A 21,210-nucleotide genomic window follows, 5' to 3' on the forward strand; every position below is an offset into this window, starting at 1 on the left:
CCCTCATGATCAAATTTCGCGTCTTCGCCGCATCAGCGGCGTTGCTTGGTTTGGCCTCGTCCGCCATCACCACGGCTTCCGCCGATAACGGCGAAGTCAACGTCTATACCTATCGCGAAACCAAGCTGATCCAGCCGCTGTTCGATGCCTTTACCAAGGACACCGGCGTCAAGGTCAACGTCGTCTCGGCGAGTTCAGGGCTCGAGCAGCGCATGAAGGCCGAGGGCGCCAACAGCCCGGCCGACGTGCTGCTGACGGTCGATATCGGCCGCATGGACGAGGCCGTGAAGGCCGACGTGACCCAGCCGATCAAGTCGGAGGCGCTCGACAAGGTCGTGCCGGCGCAATATCGCGATCCCGACGGACACTGGGCCGGCATTTCGATGCGCGCGCGCGTGATCTACGCCTCGAAGGATCGCGTCAAGCAGGACGCCATCACCTATGAAGAGCTCGCCGATCCCAAGTGGAAGGGCAAGATCTGCATCCGCTCCGGCCAGCACATCTACAACAACGGACTGTTCGCGGCCTACACCGCGAAATACGGCGAGGCCAAAGCCGAGGAATGGCTGCGCGGCGTCAAAGCCAATCTGGCGCAGAAACCCTCGGGCGGAGATCGCGAGGCCGCGCGCGACGTCGCCGCCGGCAAGTGCGACATCGGCATCGGCAACACCTATTACTGGGCGCTGATGATGAACAACGATCCCGAAAAGAAGCCGTGGGCGGAAGCCACCAAGGTGATCCTGCCGACCTTTGCGGGCGGCGGCACCCACGTCAATCTGTCCGGCGTGCTGCTGGCCAAGCACGCGCCGAACAAGGCCAATGGCCTCAAGCTGATCGAATGGCTCGCCGGTGAAAAGGCGCAGCAGATGTATGCCGACCAGAACTACGAATATCCGGTGCGTGCCGGCGTCGCCATCAACCCGACCATTGCGGGCTATGGCAAGCTCAACGCCGATTCCCTGCCGATCGCCAAGGTCGCCGCCAACCGCAAGGCGGCCGCGACGCTGGTAGACAAGGTCGGCTTTGATAATTGAGCTTCCGTGAAGCGATAGAATCGTGATCGCGCGGCGACCGCAATTGCGTTCCCTCCCCCCTTGCGGGGGAGGGTTAGGGAGAGGGGTGGCGGCAACGGCAGTGCGCGTGGCTTACCCCTCTCCCCTGCCCTCCCCCGACGCAAGTCGGGCCTGCCTGACTTGCGCAAACTCAAAGTACGCAACCGGGCTAAACCCCGGGTGCGTGGGGGAGGGAGCCCACCTCCACCAGCCAGTACACCGACTTTCCCCATTCACATGTGACCTCCCGTGAACCCTTCCGCGCACGCCGGACGGATCTCGGCGGCCATCGCGGTCATGACCGCGATCATGGTCGCCGCGCCCGTGATCGCGGTCATCGCGCTGGCGATGAACCCCGCGCCCGATCTGTGGCGGGATCTGATCGCCTATGTGTTGCCGCGGGCAATGCTCGACACCTCGCTGTTGCTGTTCGGCGTCGGCGCGCTGGCGCTTGTGATCGGCGCCGGCACCGCGTGGCTGATCTCGCTGCATGACTTTCCCGGCCGCGCGCTGCTGTTGTGGCTGATGCCGCTGCCGCTGGCGATCCCGACCTACATCGCCGCCTACGTCTATGCCGACCTGTTCGAACCGCTCGGCCTCGTTCATCGCACGCTGGCGATCTGGTTTCCGCTGCGCGACACGGTGGCCGCCCTGCCCAATCTGCGTTCGATGCCGGGCGCGATCATCGTCATCGGCCTCGTGCTCTACCCTTACGTCTATCTCTCGGCGCGGACGATGTTTCAGTTCCAGAGCGCCGAATTCGCCGAAGCCGCGCGAACGCTCGGCGCCAGCCGCCTGCAGATATTCCTCCGCGTCTCGCTGCCGATGGCACGGCCGGCTCTGGCGGTCGGCGTGGCGCTGGTGTCGCTGGAAACGTTGAACGACATCGGCGCCAGCGAATATCTCGGCGTCCGTACGCTCACCGTGTCGATCTTCACGACCTGGCTCAACCGCGGCAGCCTCGCCGGCGCGGCGCAATTGTCCTGCTTCATGCTGGCGATCGTGGCCGGCCTGATCGCGATCGAACGCTATGGTCGCCGCAACGTCGCGACCGGGTTTTCCGCCGAGAGCCCGCGGCTGACGCCGCGCACGCGATTGCACGGCAGCCGGGGCTGGTGGGCGTTCGCCGCCTGCCTTGCACCGGTGCTGCTCGGCTTCATCGTACCGGTGCTGTTTCTGCTGCAGCAGAGTTTCAAGCGCGGGCTCTTGACCAATTTCGACATGACGCTGGGACGCGATGCCTTCAATTCGGTGGCGTTCGCGACCCTGGCGACGCTGATTGCGCTCGGGCTCGGCTTTGCCACCATCCTGGCCTGGCGCTGGCGCCCGGATCCGGTGCGCCTCGTTGCGATGAACATCTCGCAAACCGGCTACGCCCTGCCCGGCCTGGTTCTCGCGCTGGGCTTGCTGACCCCGGTGCTCGCGATCGACAATGGCCTGAGCGCGCTCGGCGGATGGCTCGGAGGTTCATTGCCGGGGCTGATCCTGGTCGGCTCGGGAGCAGCCGTCGTGATCGCCTATGTGATCCGCTTCCTGGCGGTGCCGACCGGACTGATCAAGGCAGGCTTCGAGCGAATCCCGCACGACTACGACGACAGCGCGCGCGCCGCCGGCGCAAGGCAAGCCACCACGATGCGGCTGATCCATCTGCCGCTGCTCCGGCCGGCGATGCTGGGCGCCGTCATCATCGTGTTCGTGGACTGTCTGAAGGAATTGCCGGCGACGCTGCTGCTGCGTCCGCTCAACGTTGATACGCTGGCGACCTCGATCTACCAGTTCGCCAGCCGCGGCAGTTTTGAGGACGGCGCGCTCGCGGCGCTGCTGATCGTCGCCGCCAGCATCGGCCCGGTGGCGTGGTTGACGCGGTTCTCCGACGTGCCGTCAGGACCGGCGTAGGTGGCAAAGGCTTCCGTCGTCCCTGCGAACGCAGGGACCCATAACCCCGGTCGTCTATTGCTTGAAGAAGGTCTCTCCTACAGCGCGCCAACGAGAGGGCGCCGCGGGGGTCCCGGCGCAAGGCCGGGACGACCATAGAATTTTGTCGCGCCTTACGCGTTCTTCAGCGCGACGCGGAATTCGGCTTCGGTCTTGGCCTTGACCTCGTCCAGCGTGACGCCGTCGGCGAGCTCGATCAGCGCCATGCCGTCCTTGCCGTGCTTGTCGATGGTGAACACAGCCAGATCCGTCACCACCATGTCGACGACCTTCTCGCCGGTCAGCGGCAGGTTGCAGGTCTTCAGGAGTTTCGGGCCGTCCTTGGCGGAATGCTCCATCACAACGACGACGCGCTTGACGCCGGCGACGAGGTCCATCGCGCCGCCCATGCCCTTGACCATCTTGCCGGGGATCATCCAGTTGGCGAGGTCGCCGTTCTGCGCCACCTGCATCGCGCCGAGGATCGATAGATCGATATGCCCGCCGCGCACCATGCCGAAGGATTCGGCTGACGAGAAATAGCTGGTCGACGGCAGTTCGCTCACGGTCTGCTTGCCGGCGTTGATCAGGTCGGCGTCTTCCTCGCCCTCATAGGGGAACGGGCCCATGCCGAGCATGCCGTTCTCGCTCTGCAGGCTGACGTCGATACCGTCGGGGATGTAGTTCGAGACCAGCGTCGGAATGCCGATGCCGAGATTGACGTAATAACCGTCGCGCAACTCTTTGGCGGCACGAGCGGCCATCTGTTCACGGGTCCAGGCCATGGTGTCTACTTCCTGTTGAGTTACGCTGCGGGGCGCGGACGGGTGTTGCGGAACTCGATCCGCTTCTTGCCGGTGCCGACGTCGATGATGCGTTTGACGAAAATGCCGGGCGTGTGGATGTGATCGGGGTCGATCTCGCCGGCCGGCACCAGGTGCTCGACCTCGGCGATGGTGATCTTGGCAGCGGTTGCCATCATCGGGTTAAAATTGCGCGCGGTCTTGCGATAGACCAGGTTCCCGGCGGTATCGCCCTTCCAGGCGTGGACGATGGCGAGGTCGGCGAACAGGCCGCGCTCCATGATGTATTTCTCGCCGTCGAATTCCTTCACTTCCTTGCCTTCGGCGATCAGGGTGCCGACGCCGGTCTTGGTGAAGAAGGCCGGGATACCGGCGCCGCCGGCGCGGATGCGCTCGGCCAGCGTGCCCTGCGGATTGAATTCGAGTTCCAGTTCGCCGGCGAGGTATTGCTGGGCGAACAGCTTGTTCTCGCCGACATAGGACGAGATCATCTTCTTGATCTGCCGGGTCTCCAGAAGCCGGCTCAGCCCGATGCCGTCGACCCCGGCATTGTTGGAGATGACAGTGAGGTTCTTGACGCCGGATTCGCGGATCGCGTCCGACAGGGTCTCGGCGATACCGCAAAGACCAAAACCACCCGACATGATCATCATGCCGTCCTTCAGAACGCCATCGAGTGCCGATTTGGCGTCGGGGTAAACCTTGTTCATGGGATGTCTGACCTGATGGAGGAAACGGCTTAAGGCCGGCATAATCTTAAGGATTATTAGGCGAAATCTTCGCACTGCGTCAATGCGCGCGCTTCTGGACCATCGGCCGCGGTTCACAACGCCAGGATGGCCTTGAAAGCGTCAAGAAAACCCTTCAGGTTGCGTGGGTTGGCAAGGGCTGAAAGCTAGGCGCGGCCGCCCCGGACAACCAAACCCTCGACCTCAACCCGACCTGGATATGTCTTTGACGATGGCCCAAGGAATGAAGCGCCTGGGGATGCCGATTGCGGCGTTTCTCGGCTTGGCTTTGATCGGCCTGATCGGGACCTCCTGGTTCCTCAACCGGGACGCGCTGCGCCAGGCGGTCGAGGCGCAGATTCGCGCCGTCACCGGGCTCGATCTGGTCGTCTCGGGTGCGATCGACGTCTCGGTATTTCCCGGCAGCTATGTCTCGTTTCACAATGTCAGGCTGAAGGGCGGCGCCACCGTCGACCCCGCGCTGCAGGTCGACGTGCTGACGGCGAATCTGCGCTTGCTGCCGCTGTTGCTGCGACGGTTCGAGATCGCCGACGTCATGATGCTGCGGCCGCATATCCGCGTCGTCAGGGACGGCAATGGCGAGAGCAACTGGACGCCGTTCGTCGAGACCATCGCGCGCGCGATGAAGCCGGGCGCCGCGAATCAGGTGTCGTTCTCCGAGATCCGGATCCAGGACGGCGTGCTCAACTATGAAGACGCTACCAGCCAGGTCTCCGAGGCGCTAAGCGATATCGACCTGTCGCTGGCCTGGCCGTCGATCTCGCGTTCGTTCGCCGCCACCGGGCAGTTCGACTGGCGCGGCGAGCGCGTCGACGGCTCGGTCAGCGCCAGCGATTTCGTCGCGCTGCTGTCGGGCGATCGCTCCGGCGTGAAGGCGCGGCTGGTCAGCGCGCCGCTGAAACTGGCATTCGATGGCGCGCTCGCCAACCGCACCAGCCTGATGATGGAAGGCACGGTGACGATCGACAGCCCGTCGCTGCGCAACGCGTTGCGCTGGATGGGACAGTCGCCGCCCGGCGGCGGCTTCGGCCGCTTCGCGCTGAAGGCCCGCGCCAATGTGGTCGGCGGTTCCGTTGCGCTGACCAATGTGAATGTCGAACTCGACGGCAACGTCGCCGAAGGCGTGATGACCTTCGCCAATAACGGCCGACAGACGCTGCAGGCGACGCTGGCCGCCGGCGCCCTCGATTTCACGCCCTACATCTCGACCTTTCGCCTGCTGGCGAGCGGCGCGCGCGACTGGAATCGGCAATTGTTCGACCTGAACTCGTTGTCGACCACCGATCTCGACATGCGGCTGTCGGCCGCCAAGGTGACGGTCGGCTCGACCAAGCTCGGCCGCACCGCCTTTGGCGCCAATCTGCGCGGCGGCGCGCTCGCGCTCTCGGTCGCCGAGGCGCAGATGTATGGCGGCATCGCCAAGGGCACGTTCGGCGTCGCGCGCTCGGACGCGATCGCCGACGTCAAGGCCCAGTTCCAGTTCACCGATGTCGACCTGCACGCCTGCGCATCCGAATTGTTCGGTATCAACAAGCTCTCCGGCCGCGGCAATCTCAATGTCTCGCTGGTGGCCTCTGGCTCCAGCCCGTTCGGGCTCGTCACTTCGCTCGACGGCACCGCTACCCTGACCGGCCGTGACGGCGCGATCGCGGGCTTCAATGTCGAGCAGCTGTTGAAGCGGCTGGAACGGCGGCCGCTGTCCGGCAGCGGCAATTTCCGCAACGGCTCGACGCCCTTTGACACGCTCAACGTGGCGGTGAAGTTCAACGACGGCATCGCGACCGCCGAAGACGTCCGCGTCGAAGGTCCCACGACGCGGCTCACGCTGACCGGCACCGCCTCGGTGCCGGCGCGCGAATATGATCTGAAGGGCGTCGCCAGTCTGACGTCTGCACCCAACGCGCCGCCCGGCTTCGACCTGCCGTTCGTGGTGCAGGGCCCGTGGGACGATCCATTGGTGTTTCCCGATCCCGAAAGCCTGATCCGCCGCTCGCCGGGCGCAGCCCCGCTGCTGGATGCAGTGAAGGATCGCAAGACCCGCGACGCCGTGCGCTCGGTGATCGAGCGGATCACCGGCGGCGGTCCAAGGCCGGCGGCACCTGCGGCGGCCGAGGGCACAAAACCGAACTGACGACGGCAGGACCACAAGCCTGTTTCACGATGACGCTTGCGACCTGGCTCGGACTGGCACCGACGCCGGCTGGTCTCTGGAATAACTGAACATTAACCATACAGGCCCATGATTTGAGCCGAATTCAGGTGGGCAAGCGCGCGCGAGCCATTGCTGGTTTGTCACCACGATGGCTCTTTTGTTTTGCTGACCGGCGATGGGCTGAGACGTAGGGAACACAGGTGGCCGAAGCACCGGGCAGGGAAACGCAAGGGGACAAACAGCCCGAGGCGGCACCGCGAGTAGCCTCAAGCCCGGTGCCGAAGTTAGCTGTCTCGCTGGCTGCCATGGCCATCATTGGTGCCGCCACCGCCAATTCCTTGCCGAGTTTCGGCGGTTTCTCAATGCCGGTTTTCAATCAGTTCTCTTTGCCGAGCGTCGATCGGTTGTCCTTGCCGGACTTCAGCCGCTTCTCCCCGCCAAATTACAATCGCGTCGCTGCACCTCCTCCGCCTATCCCGGCTCCGGCCCTCGTACCGGATCCAGTTGTCAGGGCGGGGCTGCGGGACATTCAGACGTCGCAGGAGCAAAACGCCGATGTGTTGATGTCGCTCATGCAGAGCGCCTCAGCCCAACAGGCGGATTTGAAAAGAATAACCCGTCAACTCTCCCTGCTGACGGCGCAGGTGAGCTCTCTGCAGAATCAGGCGGCGCCGCTGACGACTTCCAGCATCTCACCGTTGACGACTTCCAGCATCCCACGTCCAAATCCTCGCACGCGGGTCATCCAGGCGTCGCGAAAAGTACTCCCTCCAGTTCTTCCTCCAACTCCTCCTCCGCTTCCCAAGCCTGCCGGCCCCTTTTCGGTAGGGGGCGCTCCGCTCAGTCCGGCACCTGGATCGGGCGCAAGCTAGCACCCAACGGAAAACGCCTCCGCCATCTCCTCGAGCCGATCTTGGGAGCAAAGCAGGAATCCGGCAAAGATCGTGGTGTCTGCTTTTGGGGGCAAATCGGAAGTCGCCGACGCAGAGGCTCACGTCCGCAAATGACCCGAGGCGGACATTTGCCTGGCCTGCTGGCACCTGTGGCTCAGCCCAATCCGCCCCTTCTGAAGGACGGTCTAGCCCGATAAGATGCTCGTCCTGACCCTGGGGGCAGACATGGCGCGGCCATCAAGAACGGGCGGCAAGAAGAGCGAGGCGAAAGCCCGCAACGCAAGCCCAGCAAAGGGCCGCAAGACCACCAAGACCAAGCCCCGCACTGCGCCAGCAGCCGCCCGAGTTAAGCGTCGTTCGGTCTCCGATCCGATCAAAGACCTGAAGGAAGCCCGCGAGCAGCAGGCGGCGACTGCCGAGATATTGAAGGTCATCGCCTCTTCGCCGTCGGACGTGCAGCCGGTGTTTGAGGCGATTGCCTCAAGCGCCAACCGGCTGCTCGGCGGATTCTCCACTGCAGTCTTCCGCTTTCTCGACGATACTGTGCATCTCGCCGCGTTCACCCCGGTAAGTCCGGCTGCCGATGCAGCCCTCCAAGCGGATTTTCCCAGGCCGGTCGATGCGTTCGAGGCGTTCCGGCTGGCCCAGCAAGGCAAGCCCTTCCCGATCCCGGACACCGAAGAGATACCGCACGCGCCGATCAAGGAAATCGCGCGGCTGCATGGCTTCCGCAGCATGCTGTTCGTGCCGCTAATGAGCAACGGCGTGCCGATTGGCGTCGTCAGCATCACCCGCGCTACGACAGGTTCATTCGCCGAGCATCACGTGCAACTGATGCAGACCTTCGCCGACCAGGCCGTCATCGCCATCGAGAACGTCCGGCTGTTCAACGAAACGCAGGAAGCGTTGAAGCATCAGACCGCCACATCGGAAGTGCAGCATGTGATCGGGAGGTCAATGACCGACACGCAGCCGGTCTTCGAGCGCATACTCGATAGCACGGAACGGCTTTTCGATTGCAGGCAGGTTTCGATCTTTCTCGCTCCTGGCGATGGGTTGCTGCATGTGGCGGCACGCCGTGGAACTGGCTACGAAGCAATCGACAAGGTGTACCCGCTGCCAATCGAGCAGACATCGGCTCCCCGCGTCCTTGGCGAGCGACGGCAAGTCTATCTTCCCGACGTGATGTATGGTGCTGACGTACCTTCGAGCATACGTCGCGTGGTTCAGGTGTTTGGCAATTTTTCCGTCGTAATGACCCCAATGATCTGGGAGGGCCAGGGGATCGGCCTAATCTCGGTGCTACGCGAGCCAAATGCCGCATTCACGCCGAAGGAACTCAGCCTTCTTAGGACCTTTGCCGACCAGGCCGTGATCGCCATCGAGAATGTGCGCCTATTCAAGGAGGTTCAGGCGAAGACCGCCGACCTCTCGGAGTCTCTACAACAGCAGACCGCCACCGCTGACGTGCTCAAGGTGATCAGCCGCTCGGCGTTCGATCTGCAGACTGTGTTGGAAACTTTGGTCGTATCCGCGGCCCGCCTGTGCGAAGCCGACGAGGGCACGATATTTCAGCCCAGAGATGACGCCTACCGCCTGACGGCAAGCTGTGGGCTTTCCCCTCCCAGGAAGGTGTTTCTTGAAAACTGCTCGTTCCAGCTGGGCACGGGCAGCACAATCGGACGGGTCTTGTTTGAAGGTAAAACCGTTCATATCGAAGACTCTCAGACTGACCAAAATTACCGATTTCAAGATCCGGAAGTGCGCACGCGGCTCGGTGTCCCTTTGCTGCGCGAGGGTGCACCCATCGGCGTCTTCGTGTTGGCACGCCGTGATGTCCGCCCCTTCAGCGATAAGCAAATCGAATTGGTCCAGACCTTCGCCGACCAGGCAGTGATCGCGATCGAGAACGTCCGGTTATTCGACGAGGTGCAGACGAAGACGCGCGACCTTACGGAGGCGCTGACCTATCAGACAGAGAGCAGCAACATCCTCAGAGTGATCGCGTCCTCACCGACCGACGTAGGGCCTGTTCTCAATGCCATTGTCGAAAGCGCCTGCCAGCTTTGCGATGCTTATGATGCGGCGGTGGTGCTGCAGGACGGCGAATATCTGCGGATCAGCGCGCATCACGGACCAATTCCGATCGGCATCGAGAAGTGGCCGATCAACCGCCGCTGGACCGCCGGCCGCGCCTTCGTCGACCAGACGCCGGTTCACATTGAGGATCTGAGCGACGAGAAGCACGCCGACTTCACCGATGGCCGCGAGCTGTCGCTGCGCATGGGCCATCGCACCATCCTCAGCGTGCCGCTGCTGCGCGAAGGCGAAAGCATTGGCGCTATCGTACTTCGCCGCACCGAAGTTCACCCGTTCAGCGAAAAGCAGATTACCTTGCTTCAAACCTTCGCTGATCAGGCCGTGATCGCCATCGGCAACGTTCGTCTGTTCCAAGAAGTGCAGGCCAAGACGCGCGATCTGAGCGAGGCGCTGTCTTACCAGACAGGGAGCGGCAAGATTCTCAGCGTTATCGCATCCTCGCCAACTGAGGTAAGGCCGGTTCTTAAGGCAATCGTCGAAACTGCCTGCGAGCTTTGCGATGCCTCTGACGCTCTTGTGTTCCTGAAAGACGGCGAGGACCTGCGCTTCAGCGCGCACCACGGATCAATACCAATCGATATGGAGAAATGGCCGATTAACCGGAATTGGGTCATGGGACGCACTGTCGTCGATGGGGTACCGGTCCACGTGCACGATCTTCCCTCCGAAGGCGAAGAGTTCCCCGAGGGCCGAGAACTAGCGCGCCACCAGGGCATTCGCACAGTTTTGAGCGCACCTTTGCTGCGCGAGGGTGAAAGCATCGGAACGATCGCGCTTCGCCGCACTGAAGTGCAGCCGTTTAGCGAAAAACAGATTGCTCTGCTGCAGACCTTTGCCGATCAGGCAGTAATCGCCCTCGGGAACGTTCGGCTGTTTGACGAGGTGCAGGCAAAAACGCGCGACCTCACGGAGGCGCTGCAGCAGCAGCTCGCCACCGTGGACGTGCTGAAAGTCATCAGTTCTTCGCCGGGTGAGCTGGAGCCGGTATTTCAAGTTTTGCTGGAGAACGCGGTGCGTCTCTGCGAGGCTCAGTTCGGCGTCCTATGTACTTTCGATGTAAGTGGATTTCAGTACGTGTCGGCTCGAGGCGCATCCGCAGAATATACAAAATACATGCAACAACGCGGACCCTTTCGACCTGCATCGGGAGTGCTCGATCGGATTATGCGGACAAAGCAACCGAGCCACACAGCCGACGAGGCTGCGGAGGTTGTCCCCGGCCCGGCCGGTACCTTCGGAGGTGCACGATCTCTTGTCGGTGTCCCAATGCTCAAAAACGGTGAGTTAAGAGGCGCAATTATCATCTACCGTACGGAAGTGCGGCCGTTTGCGGATCAACAGATCGATTTGCTGACGAACTTCGCTGCCCAAGCAGTCATTGCTATTGACAATACACGCCTCCTTAATGAGCTGCGGCATCGCACGGATGATCTAACTCGATCGCTACAGGACTTGCACAGCGCGCAAGAGCGACTGGTCCAGACCGAAAAACTCGCTTCGCTCGGCCAGCTCACGGCTGGCATCGCGCATGAGATCAAGAACCCGCTCAACTTCGTCAATAATTTCTCGGCGCTGTCGGCGGAACTGACGGACGAGCTGAACGACGTGCTCAAGCCGGCCCCGCTCGATGGCAAGATGCGGGCGGAAGTCGACGAGTTGACGCGGCTTTTGAAGGACAACCTCGAAAAAGTCGTGCAGCACGGCAAGCGCGCCGACTCCATCGTCAAGAACATGCTGCTGCATTCGCGCGAGGGCTCTGGCGAACAGCGGCCCACGGACATCAATGCGCTCTTGGATGAGAGTCTGAACCTTGCTTACCACGGTGCCCGAGCAGAAAAGGCAGGCTTCAGTATTGCCTTCCAACGCGATCTCGATCCGACCGTCGGCATGGCTGACGTCTATCCGCAAGAGATCACGCGGGTCCTGCTCAATCTGATCTCGAACGGGTTCTACGCTGCGACGAAACGCAAAGTGGAAACTGGTGACGTCTTCGAGCCAATGCTTTCCGCCACGACGAAGAACCTCGGCGACAAGGTCGAAATCCGTATTCGCGATAACGGGACCGGCATCCCAGATGATGTCAAAGAGAAGATATTCAACCCGTTCTTCACGACCAAACCAGCCGGTGAAGGAACCGGCCTTGGTCTCTCGATGACGCACGACATCATCGTGAAGCAACACGGGGGCAGAATTGATGTGACGACCGAGCCTGGGCAGTTCACAGAGTTCATCATCGTCCTGCCAAGAAAGAGCAATGTTTCTGGCAGGGATCGAGGTGAGGCGTGAGCATTTTGGTTCTTGTGGTCGACGACGAGCCCGACGTCGAGGCGTTGTTCCGCCAGCAATTCCGACGCGATCTGAGGGCGCAACGTTTCGTCATGGACTTCGCCGTTTCGGCGGCGGATGCTCTGGCGCGGATTGCAGGCTCAATCGAGCAGACCCTGGTATTGATTCTTTCGGACATCAATATGCCCGGCATGACCGGACTTGAAATGCTACCAAAAGAGAGGCGACCCGACGTCCCCATCATCATGATCACTGCCTATGGCGATCCCGAGACCAGACGGAAGGCGATGGAAGGCGGCGCGACGGGGTTGCTGACCAAGCCCATCGACTTCACCCTGCTGCGAGCAGAAATCGATACGCGCTTGGGCCAAGCTTAGTGATCGCCAACTCGCGTCGCCACCTGTCGATGTCCGCTTCTGGCACTTTTCGGACCTCACACCACGCCTGAATTGCGTCCGTAGTCCAGGGTAAAGCAGACGCCGGGTGATCGCTTGATTCACCCGCAATCTGCCTACGCCCTGAGAACTGCGTCGAGGCGTACGCAATAGCAATCTGCAAGCGAGAGCGCGACAAATCAACCCGACGGGCAAATCACTTACGATTGTCAGAAATCATGTCAAGTCCAGAATTTCCGAAAATCAAAAATATTTCCCTTTCCTTCCACCCCAAATCACCGGCACATTCTCGCCCATCCCGTCCCACTCAGAGGGGCGTCGGCCGTCGTCATGACGAGGGGCGGGGATGCGGTGGACGTTGACGTTGCGATTGACGGTCGCGGCTGATGCGTACGGTGAAAGCGTGTGGTCCTGGCGCCCGTAACGGCGTCAAGCTCTGAAGAAGCTAACGCTTCCGAGGGGTGACGGTGGCAATAGAGGCCGTCTCACCGGGGAGAGCGCGTCATAAGCCGTAAAGCCACTGCGCAGGGAATGTCGGATGTTCTCCGCTGCCCTGTATGCTCATGTGCAGCTTTTTTAGCACAGAACGCACATGAGACCGCGGGTGCAGCGCGCATCCGGCATTCCCTGCGCCCTCTGTCTTCGAGGGCAAGGAGATTTCTGGCAAAGCTCGGGCTTATCAAGCCGCGAGAATGCGAAACTGTGTCACCTCGGCCCAACTGGGCAATTGCGCATGCAAAGCCGGTATCCCATAGCCGCCGATGCACATGTTATATCGGGCGATGCCGAAGTTGGATTTGGCTGGAACTACAATCCCTCTCACAATCAAGGAGGAGGGCGGCGCCTGTGCGCGATTGCGCGTCAGGCCGGGACGACAAGACTGAAACGACGTCGTTGCGAAGACGGACCTCTTTGGAACACCCTCCCCAACAGAAAGTTTGCAACGCGCCATCTAGATCGCGCCGTTTGGTTGCGCTATCACTAATCCAACCGGTCAAAAACCCCGGCAAAATTCAGGGAGAACAACGTGAGATTCAAGGGAATTGGTGCAGTTTCACTCGCGGTCGCGGCTGTAGGGCTGTTTTACGCCACAGCGCCTGCGATGGCCCAGCAAAAAACCATTACCGTCTGGTTCGGCAAGGGCTTCTACAAGTCCGAGGACGACGCGCTGCTCGAGGCGATCAAGAAGTTCGAGGCCAAGACCGGCATCAAGGTAGAACTGTCGCAATACGCCATTCAGGACATGATCCCGAAGACGGTGGCGGCGCTGGATTCCGGCACCGTGCCTGACGTCGCCTATTCCGACAGCTACGATGTGCAGGCGCAGGGCAAATGGGCCTTTGAGGGCAAGCTCGAGGACCTCGGCGACATTCTGCTGCCGATGAAGTCGGCGTTCGCGCCGAACACGCTGGAGACCGCGCTGCTCTACAACGATGTGGCCAAGAAGAAGGCCTATTACGGCTATCCGCTGAAGCAGCAGAGCATGCACGTCCAGATCTGGAGCGACATGCTGGAGCAGGCCGGCTTCAAGCAAAGCGACATTCCGACCAAATGGGAAGATTACTGGTCGTTCTGGTGCGACAAGGTGCAACCCGCCATCCGCAAGGCCACCGGCCAGCGCATCTACGCCGTCGGCCAGCCGATGGGCGTGGAATCCACCGACTCGTTCCAGTCGTTCTACACCTTCATGGACGCCTACAACGTCAAGCTGGTCGATGACGACGGCAAGCTTCTGGTCGACGATCCCAAGGTGCGCGAAAACCTGATCAAGGCGGTGAAGGACTACACCGACACCTACACCAGGGGCTGCTCGCCGCCCTCCTCCACCACCTGGAAGGATCCGGACAACAACGTCGCGTTCCACAACAAGACCATCGTGATGACGCACAACTTCACGATCTCGATCGCGGCAAAATGGCTCGACGACGCCAACAACCCGGCGCTGACGCCGGAACAGCGGGCGCTCGGCAAGAAGAACTACGACGAGACCATCATCACCGCCTCGTTCCCCAACAAGCCGGACGGCACGCCGATCAAGTACCGCTCCGACGTCAAGACCGGGCTGATGTTCACCGCGGCCAAGAACAAGGCCGAGGGCAAGGAGTTCATCAAGTTCCTGCTGCAGGAGGAAAACCTTCGGCCCTATATCGAAGGCGCGCTCGGCCGCTGGTTCCCGGTGACGACCGCAAGCCAGCAGAGCCCGTTCTGGCAGGCTGACCGGCATCGCAAAGCCGTCTACACTCAGTTCACTGGCGGCACCACGCCGTTCGACTTCACCAAGAACTGGAAGTTCACGATCCTGAACAACGAGAACGTCTGGGCCAAGGCGATGAACCGGGTGGTGAGCGAGAAGGTTCCGGTCGACAAGGCCGTCGACGAACTGATCGCCCGCCTCAAGCAAATCGCGGGTTGATCTTGCTTCTCCCTCGCCCCGCTCTTGCGGGGTGAGGGGCTCTCTCCGCGAGTGACGCTCGTTGAGAGTCCAGTACCCCCTCACCCGCCGCGCAAGAGCGCGGCGACCTCTCCCCGCAAGCGGGGAGAGGTGTACCAACCAACACCGGTCGCGCATTGCGGCCGGCATCGCTGACAAGAGTAACGAATATGGCGATTACGATCTCGGGCGATCAGGCGATGCCAGGCCCGCCGCTGTCGGCCCGGCTGACCACCCCGCAGGTCTGGGGCATCGTGCTGGTGGCGCCCTACCTGCTGGTGTTTCTGGCCTTCGTGGTCTACCCGGTCGGGTACGGGCTGTGGCTGGCGCGTCATCCGGCGAGCTATGTCGCGCTCTATCACGATCCGATCTTCGCGCGCGCCGCGGTCAATACGCTGATCTTTCTCCTGGTCGGCATCAACCTCAAAATGATGATCGCGCTGCTCCTGTCCGGCTTCTTCGCCCAGCAGCGCCCCTGGATCAAATGGCTGTCGGTGCTGTTCATCCTGCCCTGGGCAGTGCCTTCGATCCCGACCATTCTCTCCGTACGCTTCATGTTCAACCCCGAATGGGGCGTGGTCAATACGCTGATCTTCAAACTCACCGGCGATGACGGCCCTAACTGGCTCAATGACCCCACCGTGGCGCTTTCCATGGCGATCGGTGTGCACATCTGGAAATCGCTGCCGTTCTGGACGCTGATCCTGATGACCGGGCGGCTTGCGATCTCGCACGATCTTTACGAGGCGGCCGAAGTCGACGGCGCGAGCCGGACGCAGAAGTTCCGCTTCATCACCTGGCCATCGATGCAGGCGCTGTATCTGACCTGCACCCTGCTCTCGATGATCTGGACGCTGGGCGACTTCAACAGCGTGTATCTGCTGACCGGCGGCGGCCCCGCCGATCTCACCCATGTGCTGGCGACCCTGGGAATTCGCTATCTGCGGCTCGATCAGCTCAGCCTGGCGATGGCGTCCATCGTCTGCGCGCTGCCGTTCGTGCTGCCGCTGATCTATTTCATGATGAAACGGTTGTCGCGATGAAACTGCCAACGCCAAAGCTTCCAACCTGGCGCGAAGTCGGCGTCGAAGCCCGCCTCCTGCTGATCGGGATTCCCGTGTTCCTCTGGACCATGATCCCGATCTACCACATGTTCCTGTTCGCGATTTCGCCGAAGGAAGATGCGTTCTCCGGAAAGCTCTGGCCGGCGCATCCGACACTGAATAATTTCCGCATCGTGTTCCATCAGGAGCATTACTTCCTGCGGGATTTCTGGATCCAGTTCTGGAATTCGATCGTGATCGCGCTGGCCGCCGGCGCGCTGACGCTGCTGATCGCGACCGCGGCGGCGTTTGCGATCTCGCGGCTCAAGGTGCCCGGCGGGCGGTGGGTGATGAATCTGGCGCTGTTCACCTATTTCATCCCGGCGGCGTTCCTCGCCGTGCCGATGTACCGGACCATGGGTAATTACGGCCTGCTCAACAATCACTGGTCGCTGATTCTGGCGATGGTGACGATCGCCTCTCCCTACGCGATCTGGGTGCTGAAGCAGGCCTCCGACAAGCTGCCGGTCGAACTCGACGAGGCCGCCGTCATGGACGGCGCGACCATTCCGCAGCTGTTCAGGCTGGTCTATGTGCCGCTGATGATGCCGTCACTGGTGGCGATCGGCACTTACGCGATCCTGCTCGCCTGGAACGAATATCTCTACGCGTTCCTGCTGCTCTCCAAGGACACCGAGATCACGCTGCCGGTGGCGCTCGGCAACTTCCTTGCCGCGGACGATTCGCCGTGGGAATTGCTGATGACCACCGGCTTCATCTACGCCCTGCCGCCGGCCGCGATCTATTACGCGTTCAAGCGGTATATGGTGGGCGGGCTGACGGCGGGTGCGGTGAAGTCGTAAAGTCTCGCTTCCGTCATTGCGAGCGAAGCGAAGCAATCCACCTCACGGCATAACGGATGGATGGATTGCTTCGTCGCTACGCTCCTCGCAATGACGACGATTACAGCGGCGCCGCGCTCTCGCCCTGCGACCTCGACAGTTTCGACGCGAAAGACGCAATCACGATCACCACCGCAATCAGCGCGATCACCATGGTGCAGATCGCGTTGATCTGCGGCTTCACCCCGAGCCGCACTTCGGAATAGATCCGGATCGGCAACGTCGCCGAACCCGGGCCCGTCGTAAAACTCGCGATCACGACGTCGTCGAGCGACAGCGTGAAGGCCAGCATCCAGCCGGCCACGATTGCCGGAACGATCAGCGGCAGCGTCACGGACAAAAATGCCTTCACCGGATCGCAGCCGAGATCCATCGCCGCTTCCTCGAGGCTGCGGTCGATGGAGGCGAGGCGCGACTGCACCACGACGGTGACGAAGCACATCGTCAGCGTGGTATGCGCGATGGTTACGGTCCAGAAGCCGCGCTCGGCGTTGAGCGCGACGAACAGCAGCAGCAGCGACAGGCCAGAGATCACCTCCGGCATCACCAGCGGCGCATAGAGCATGCCTGAGAACAGCGATCGGCCCTTGAAGCGCTCGCCGCGCGCCAGACCGATCGCGGCCAGCGTGCCAAGCAGGGTTGCAACCGTCGCCGACACCGCGGCGACGCGCAGGCTCATCCAGGCCGCGTCCAGCATGGCGCGGTCGTTGAAGAACTCAGTGTACCAGCGCAGCGACCAGCCGCCCCACACCGTCACCAGCCGCGAGGCGTTGAACGAGTAGATGACGAGAATGACGATCGGCAGATAGAGAAACGCCAATCCCAGCGCCAGCGAGGTGATGTTGAACGACGAAATCCGGTTCACCTGCCGCGCCATCAGCCCCCTCCCCGCAGCGTGCGGCGCTGCAGCCGGTCATAGAGCAGCAGCGGCGGTATCAACAGCAGCAGCAGCGCGACGGCGGCAGCGGAAGCAACCGGCCAGTCCTTGTTGGTGAAAAATTCGAGCCACAGCGTCTGCCCGATCATCATCGAACCGGAACCCGCGAGCAGATCTGGAATCACGAACTCGCCGACGATCGGGATGAAGCACAGCAGCGCGCCGGCGCCGACGCCTGGCAGCGACAGCGGAAACGTCACCAGCCAGAACGCGCGTCCCGGCGAAGCGCCGAGATCGGACGCCGCCTCGATGAGCGCGCCGTCCATTTTGGCGAGCGTGGCGTACAGCGGCAGGATCATGAACGGCAGATAGGAATAGACGATGCCGATATACATCGCGCTGTCGGTCGACAGCCACACCACAGGCGTTGATACGATATGCAGCGCCAGCAGCACCTTGTTGAGCAGGCCGTCATGCTGCAGGATGTTGATCCAGGCATAGATCCGGATCAGGAACGAGGTCCAGAACGGCACAATGACCAGCATCATCGCGATCGGTTGCCAGCGCTGCGGCAGCCGCGCCATGCCATAGGCGATGGGGTAGCCGATCAGCAGCAGGATCGCCGTCGAGGTCACCGCGACGAAGATGCTGCGCAGGTAGGACGAGATGTAGAGACTGTCCGAAATCAACAGCTTGAAATTATCCAGCGACAATTGCCCAAACGCCGCCTTGATCGCCGCCCAGCCTTCGGTGAGGTCGAACAGCGGCACATAGGGCGGCTGTGCGATCGCGGTCTGCGACAGGCTTATTTTGAGCACGAAACCGAACGGCACCAGGAAGAACAGCACCATCCACAAATAGGGCGCGATCGCAGCCAGCCGCGCCGGACGTGCGAAGATGGGGCGCGCGCTCATTGTTCCAGCACCATGCAATCGTCAGGCGTGAACCAGGCCACCACGCGCTGGCCTGCGAGATAGGCATCCATGTCGAGCCGCGCGGTATTGGCCATCGATGCGCGCACCACCGCGCCGGATTCCAGCTTGACCTTGTACGCGGTGAGCCCGCCGAGATAGCTGACATCTGTCACCACGCCCTCGAGCCGGTTGATCGCATGTGTATTGGCCGCATCCGACACCGGGGCGCGGCGCGACAGTTTCACCTTCTCGGGGCGGATCGCGACACAGACCGTGGCCTTGGTAACCCGCTGGCGCGGCTCGGTGACGGCAAGCGTGACACCCTCCCTGGTCGTGACCAGCAGCCGGTTATTCTCACGCCAGCCAACCTCGCCGTCGAACAGATTGACGTCGCCGATGAACTCCGCGATCCAGCGTGAACGCGGTGTCTCGTAGAGCTCGCGCGGGGCGGCGACCTGTTCGAGGCGGCCGGCATCCATCACGCCGATCCGGCCCGCCATCGTCATCGCCTCTTCCTGGTCGTGGGTGACGATGATGAAGGTCATGCCGAGCCGGCGCTGCAGGTCCATCAATTCGAGCTGCGTGCTCTCGCGCAGCTTCTTGTCCAGCGCAGCCAGCGGCTCGTCGAGCAACAGCACCTGCGGACGGCGGGCCAGCGAGCGCGCCAGCGCCACGCGCTGCTTCTGGCCGCCGGAGAGCTGATCGGGCTTGCGCTTCTCCATGCCTTCGAGCTTGACCAGCGCAACCATCTCGGCGACGCGGGTGGCGATCTGCTCGCGCGCCATGCCGGCGCGCTTCAGGCCGAACGCGATGTTGTCCCGCACCGACAGATGCGGAAACAGCGCGTAGTTCTGGAACATCATGTTGACCGGACGCAGATGCGGCGGCACCTGCGCGATGTCCTTTGCTCCAAGCAGGATGCGGCCCTCGTCCGGCGTCTCGAAACCGGCGAGCATGCGCAGCAGCGTGGTCTTGCCGCAGCCGCTCGGACCGAGCAGCGCAAAAAATTCCCCGGCGCGGATATCGAGCGACAGCCGGTCCACCGCGCGGAAACTGCCGAACGTCTTGCCGACCCCCTCGATGCGCAGCAGCGGCATGTCGGCGGCCGGCTCGAACTGAGGCGCCGGGCTTACAGCCACTTGAGGCGGCGGCTCCGGCTTTGCGGGGTCCCTGACCGCATCGGCCTTCGGCGTAATTTCCGGCAATTCCTCGGTCATGTCCCCTGCCAGCCCTCGCTGCCGCACGCTAGCGGCGGATCGGCACCGGCTCAACCGCTTCGCGCCGCACAGTCACAATATTATCGCTGTCGCCGGTCATGTCTCTGCTAGGCTTGACACTCACCGCGCGCATCACGGAACAAGAAAATGAACCGGGACCGATATGATCTGCCGCTGACAACGACCTCCGACCGCGCCGCCGCGCATTATCGCGACGGCATGGACTGCATGTTGTCGGCCTGGCACGGCGCCGAGGACGCCTTCGACCGCGCGATCCGGGAAGATGGTGATTTCGCGCTGGCCCATATCGCGCGGGCCCGCCTGCATCAGCTCAATATGCAGGGAAATGAAGCGCGCAGCATGGCCGCCCATGCACGACAACTGGCCGCCAGCGCCGACGCGCGTGAGCGCCGGCATATCGAGATCATGGCTGCCGTGATCGAGGGCAAGCCGAAAGTGGCCGTCAGCGGCGCGGAAGCGCATCTCGAGGAATATCCTCGCGATGCGCTGGTGCTGTCGATGCTGCTTGGCGCCTTCGGGCTCTACGCGTTTTCAGGCCGCGCCGACCACGACGCCGCCAAGCTTGCGGTATGCGAGCGTGTCGCCAGGCATTACGGCGAGGATTGGTGGTTCCTGAGTTATCTCGGCTGGTCGCATACCGAAGCCGGCAATCTCGCCACTGGCCGCGCCTTGAGCGAACGCGCGATGGGGTTGCGGGCTGAAAACGCCAACGCCGCGCACGGCCTGTCGCACGCGATGTTCGAGCAAGGCGACCTGGCGGCGGGGCGCCAGTTTCTTTCCGCGTGGCTTCCCGCGCATGACCGCAAGAGCTTTCTGCACGGGCATCTGTGGTGGCACATCTCGCTGACCGCGCTCGACGAGGGCGATCTCGAAGGCGCGCTTGCGATCTACGAACAGCAAATCAAGCCGGCCGACCGCCCCTACCCGCCGCTGAATATTTTCACCGACGGCGCTTCGCTGCTGTGGCGGTTGTCGCTCGCCGGTAAATCCGGGCTGGAGCCGCATTGGCGCGATGTCGCCGCCTATGGCGAAAAATATTTCCCGCAGGCCGGGGCGCATTTCGCCGACGTGCATCATGCGCTGGCCGCGGCGGCAATCGGCGGCGAGGCGCTGGATACGCGGCTGGCGCAGCTGGAGGCCCGTGCCGCCGACGGTAAACTGCCGCCGGGCCGCGCGGCGATCGACATGTGCCGCGGCATGCGGGCCTTCACCGACGGCGATCATGACGGCGCGATCCGCCTGCTTGAACCCGCGATGGCCGAATTGGTGCGGATCGGCGGCAGCCACGCCCAGCGCGAATTGTGGGAGGACACGCTGATCGTGGCGTATTTGCGCGGTGGACACCGCGAGAAGGCCGCCGGGCTGATCTCCGCCCGGCTCGAGCGCAGGCCGTCCGCACGTGACGCGGCCTGGTCGCGGGAGGTTCAGGCGCGGCGTTGAACGGCGAACATTTCGATCGCC

At 62.4% G+C, this 21,210-nt stretch carries 15 protein-coding genes; 9 read left to right on the top strand and 6 right to left on the bottom strand.

Going from position 1 to position 21,210, the window contains the following annotated elements; translation table 11 throughout:
* Positions 1 to 5 precede the first annotated feature (5 nt).
* Entirely contained in the window at positions 6 to 1,034 is a 1,029-nt protein-coding gene (locus tag JQ600_RS10315; protein WP_212489896.1) for a Fe(3+) ABC transporter substrate-binding protein, read from the top strand.
* Between the two features lie 315 nt (positions 1,035 to 1,349).
* Positions 1,350 to 2,948: an iron ABC transporter permease gene (locus JQ600_RS10320; RefSeq protein WP_212390244.1), complete on the top strand. Its 1,599-nt coding sequence runs from the start codon at positions 1,350 to 1,352 to the stop codon at positions 2,946 to 2,948.
* Positions 2,949 to 3,100: 152 nt separating this feature from the next.
* Here the strand turns inward: JQ600_RS10320 and JQ600_RS10325 are convergent, their stop codons facing one another.
* Together JQ600_RS10325 and JQ600_RS10330 are read right to left on the bottom strand one after the other, a co-directional pair.
* On the bottom strand, positions 3,101 to 3,751 hold the full coding sequence (locus JQ600_RS10325; RefSeq protein WP_212032632.1) for a 3-oxoacid CoA-transferase subunit B: 651 nt from the start codon (positions 3,749 to 3,751) through the stop codon (positions 3,101 to 3,103).
* Between the two features lie 20 nt (positions 3,752 to 3,771).
* A complete protein-coding gene (locus JQ600_RS10330; RefSeq protein WP_212032631.1) occupies positions 3,772 to 4,479 on the bottom strand; it encodes a CoA transferase subunit A in 708 nt (235 codons plus the stop codon).
* Positions 4,480 to 4,729: 250 nt separating this feature from the next.
* Between JQ600_RS10330 and JQ600_RS10335 the strand changes: the two genes are divergently transcribed.
* Positions 4,730 to 6,649, top strand: coding sequence for an AsmA family protein (locus JQ600_RS10335; protein ID WP_212390200.1), 1,920 nt, complete (start codon positions 4,730 to 4,732; stop codon positions 6,647 to 6,649).
* A 124-nt stretch (positions 6,650 to 6,773) separates the two neighbouring features.
* Here the strand turns inward: JQ600_RS10335 and JQ600_RS10340 are convergent, their stop codons facing one another.
* A complete protein-coding gene (locus JQ600_RS10340; protein ID WP_212390201.1) occupies positions 6,774 to 7,046 on the bottom strand; it encodes a hypothetical protein in 273 nt (90 codons plus the stop codon).
* Positions 7,047 to 7,788: 742 nt separating this feature from the next.
* Between JQ600_RS10340 and JQ600_RS10345 the strand changes: the two genes are divergently transcribed.
* The 5 genes from JQ600_RS10345 (at position 7,789) to JQ600_RS10365 (ending at position 16,681) form a co-directional block, all read left to right on the top strand.
* Entirely contained in the window at positions 7,789 to 11,949 is a 4,161-nt protein-coding gene (locus tag JQ600_RS10345; protein WP_212489897.1) for a GAF domain-containing protein, read from the top strand.
* A complete protein-coding gene (locus tag JQ600_RS10350) occupies positions 11,946 to 12,326 on the top strand; it encodes a response regulator (RefSeq protein WP_212389646.1) in 381 nt (126 codons plus the stop codon). The genes JQ600_RS10345 and JQ600_RS10350 overlap by 4 nt, the downstream gene beginning before the upstream one ends.
* A gap of 1,045 nt (positions 12,327 to 13,371) precedes the next feature.
* A complete protein-coding gene (locus JQ600_RS10355; RefSeq protein ID WP_212265638.1) occupies positions 13,372 to 14,757 on the top strand; it encodes an ABC transporter substrate-binding protein in 1,386 nt (461 codons plus the stop codon).
* A gap of 188 nt (positions 14,758 to 14,945) precedes the next feature.
* A complete protein-coding gene (locus JQ600_RS10360) occupies positions 14,946 to 15,818 on the top strand; it encodes a carbohydrate ABC transporter permease (RefSeq protein WP_211999421.1) in 873 nt (290 codons plus the stop codon).
* Positions 15,815 to 16,681 (top strand): carbohydrate ABC transporter permease, encoded by an 867-nt coding sequence (locus JQ600_RS10365; protein WP_212265636.1) that lies wholly within the window; start codon positions 15,815 to 15,817, stop codon positions 16,679 to 16,681. Before JQ600_RS10360 ends, JQ600_RS10365 begins: the two co-directional genes overlap by 4 nt.
* 100 nt (positions 16,682 to 16,781) lie before the next feature.
* Here the strand turns inward: JQ600_RS10365 and JQ600_RS10370 are convergent, their stop codons facing one another.
* From JQ600_RS10370 to JQ600_RS10380, 3 genes are read right to left on the bottom strand one after another with little or no spacing between them, the layout of a single operon-like run.
* Positions 16,782 to 17,597, bottom strand: a complete 816-nt coding sequence (locus tag JQ600_RS10370; RefSeq protein WP_212390203.1) for an ABC transporter permease — start codon at positions 17,595 to 17,597, stop codon at positions 16,782 to 16,784.
* Positions 17,597 to 18,511: an ABC transporter permease gene (locus tag JQ600_RS10375; RefSeq protein WP_212489898.1), complete on the bottom strand. Its 915-nt coding sequence runs from the start codon at positions 18,509 to 18,511 to the stop codon at positions 17,597 to 17,599. The genes JQ600_RS10370 and JQ600_RS10375 overlap by 1 nt, the downstream gene beginning before the upstream one ends.
* On the bottom strand, positions 18,508 to 19,728 hold the full coding sequence (locus JQ600_RS10380; protein ID WP_212489899.1) for an ABC transporter ATP-binding protein: 1,221 nt from the start codon (positions 19,726 to 19,728) through the stop codon (positions 18,508 to 18,510). Before JQ600_RS10380 ends, JQ600_RS10375 begins: the two co-directional genes overlap by 4 nt.
* Positions 19,729 to 19,875: 147 nt before the next feature.
* On the opposite strand from JQ600_RS10380, the gene JQ600_RS10385 reads away from it, so the two are divergent.
* Entirely contained in the window at positions 19,876 to 21,189 is a 1,314-nt protein-coding gene (locus JQ600_RS10385; protein ID WP_212390206.1) for a tetratricopeptide repeat protein, read from the top strand.
* Positions 21,190 to 21,210 lie beyond the last annotated feature (21 nt).

The organism is Bradyrhizobium sp. AUGA SZCCT0176 (assembly GCF_018130145.1).
In the GTDB taxonomy this organism is placed as follows: domain Bacteria; phylum Pseudomonadota; class Alphaproteobacteria; order Rhizobiales; family Xanthobacteraceae; genus Bradyrhizobium.